Source organism: Intestinibacter sp., assembly GCF_051866655.1.
Classification (GTDB): Bacteria; Bacillota; Clostridia; order Peptostreptococcales; family Peptostreptococcaceae; genus Intestinibacter.
On the sequence record NZ_JBJDXL010000459.1, the window covers coordinates 1 to 2,650 of the forward strand.

At 28.9% G+C, this 2,650-nt stretch carries 3 protein-coding genes; 1 reads left to right on the top strand and 2 read right to left on the bottom strand.

The genetic code is table 11. The annotated features are described in order from the left end of the window. Together ACI3VO_RS13735 and ACI3VO_RS13740 are read right to left on the bottom strand one after the other, a co-directional pair. Positions 1 to 259, bottom strand: a 259-nt coding sequence (locus tag ACI3VO_RS13735) for a hypothetical protein (RefSeq protein WP_439758460.1), incomplete at its 3' end; no start/stop codon positions are given. A 108-nt stretch (positions 260 to 367) separates the two neighbouring features. Further along, entirely contained in the window at positions 368 to 1,321 is a 954-nt protein-coding gene (locus tag ACI3VO_RS13740; protein ID WP_439758461.1) for a calcium/sodium antiporter, read from the bottom strand. Positions 1,322 to 1,705: 384 nt separating this feature from the next. On the opposite strand from ACI3VO_RS13740, the gene ACI3VO_RS13745 reads away from it, so the two are divergent. Beyond that, a partial coding sequence (locus ACI3VO_RS13745; RefSeq protein ID WP_439758462.1) for a pyruvate formate lyase family protein occupies positions 1,706 to 2,650 on the top strand: 945 nt, incomplete at its 3' end.

Sequence of the window (2,650 nt, forward strand, 5' to 3'; positions counted from 1 at the left end):
TAAAAAGTAGCATTCCTCCTATACCTATTAAAACCATCAAGCTTCCATAGGTTCTGTTCATCCTCGCAAATTCTCTAGAATAGAATAAATCATATAAAAAGCTGTTTTTTATTTTTATAAAAAAGTTATTCTTTTTGCGATTATCTAAAGTCAGTTCATTTCCTCTATAAAAGCTTCTATCCGCCATCTTTTTATATTGGACTCTGCTTAACATCATCATAGCTCCACCAATTATTGCTATATAAAAAAATAAATCCATAAATTTCACCTCCAAAATAATTTATACTATTATTATATATTAATTGATTTTTTACTTTCATAAAAAAATATAACTAGCTTATATATTCTAGTTATATCAAATAATATATTAAACCATATATGTACAGTAGAGAACAGCCAAATAAGCTATATACGTACTAAGCATCAGAAATCCCTGTATTCTATACAATTTATTCTTTATAATTGTAGGAATTATTAATATTAAAACTAAAATTATCATAAACGGGTAATCAACTCTAATATTTTGTGACAATATAGGTATTTCGTTTGGAATAGATGAAATAGAAATTACAGAAATTATATTTAATATATTCGCTCCCAAAACATTTCCGACACAGATTTCATGGTGTTTTTTCCTAACAGCTGTAATAGACGAAACTAATTCTGGAAGAGACGTTCCAAGAGCAATCACAGTTAAACTTATTATCCCTTGTGGTATCCCTATAAAGCTGGCAATCTCCACTCCATTATCTACTAATAATCTAGATCCGACTATCATCATCGCTAATCCCATAAAAAAATACACTACTATCTTTATCGTCGACATTTCATTTTGTTGTGTCAAACAATAATAGAGATAATTTTTATTAGTATTATTTAATACACTTTTATAATTAGTATACATATATATTCCTAAAATAATTAATAATACACATCCATCGATTTTTGTAATTGCACCATCTAATCCTAAAATTATAAGAGCTATAATTGATATTAATAATATAGTAGATTTTGACGCAAATGTTTTTCTATCTGTATTAAAAGGACTTATAAGCACAACCATGCCCAATATCAATCCAGTGTTACATATTATAGAACCAACTGCATTCCCTAGACTCATAGTCGCATGATTATCAATAGATGCAAATAAAGATACTGTAAGCTCTGGCAATGTAGTCGCAAAGCTGACTATAGTAGCACCTAAAATCAATTCCGAAATATTAGTCCTTCTTCCAATTTCTACAGTTGAATTTATAAAAAAATCTGCACCTTTAGATATCAATATAAAACCTATTATAAATAAAATAGTTACAATTATCACAGCGACACCTCCTATATATAATAGATATTCATATTTTTTAAAAAAATGTCTAACTAATTTTATTCGCCGAAAATTCCCCGCAAATACTGTAGGCGCAACAATTGATTGATATCCGTAAAATTGAAATAAATCATAAAAATAAAATTTTATTTATATTTAAGTTTAAGTTTTTTATTAATGGGTAAATTTTAAAATATAATAATATTAAATTATCTAATAAAAATATTGTATACAATATACTTAATCTATGATATTATTATCATAGAAAAATGACATATATCTAGCTAGATTTTTTAAATATTTTTTAAGGAATATAAATTCCTATACGTTACAAAATAAATAATAAAATCCAAACTATACAATGACATTAAGGAGGATGCATATATGAATAATGCATGGCAAGGATTCAAAGAAGGCAGATGGACTAAAGAAATAGATGTTAGAGGATTTATCCAAGCTAACTACACTCCATATGAAGGAGATAGCTCATTCTTAGCTGAAGCTACTGAAAATACTAAAAAATTATGGGATGAAGTCCTAGAATTATTTAAAAAAGAAAGAGAAAACGGGGGAACATTAGACGTAGATACTAAAACTGTATCTGCTATAGATGCTTATGCTCCTGGTTATATAGATAAAAATTTAGAAACAATAGTAGGTTTACAAACAGATGCTCCTTTAAAAAGAGCTATAATGCCTGAAGGCGGTATAAGAATGGTAGAAAGCTCTTGTAAGGCTTACGGATTTGAATGTGACCCACAAGTAAGTGAAATATTCACTAAATATAGAAAAACTCACAACCAAGGTGTTTTCGATGCCTACACTACAGAAATGAGAGCTGCTAGAAAATCTGGTATAATAACAGGTCTTCCAGATGCTTACGGTAGAGGTAGAATAATAGGAGACTACAGAAGAGTTGCTCTATACGGTGTTGATAGATTAATAGAAGATAAAATGGAACAAAAATTATCTCTTGAAGTTTCTTGCATAGATGAAGAGGTAATCAGATTAAGAGAAGAATTATCAGATCAAATAAAAGCTCTAGAAGCATTAAAGAGAATGGCTCAAAGCTACGGATTTGATATATCTAAACCAGCTACTAACTCTAAAGAAGCCGTACAATGGTTATACTTCGGATATTTAGCTGCGATAAAGGACCAAAACGGTGCTGCGATGTCTATAGGTAGAACTTCTACTTTCTTAGATATATACTTCGAAAGAGATCTAAAGGCTGGACTTATAACTGAAGAAGAAGTTCAAGAATTAATGGACCATTTCGTTATGAAATTAAGAATGGTTAAATTCTTAAGAACTCCAGACTACAATGAA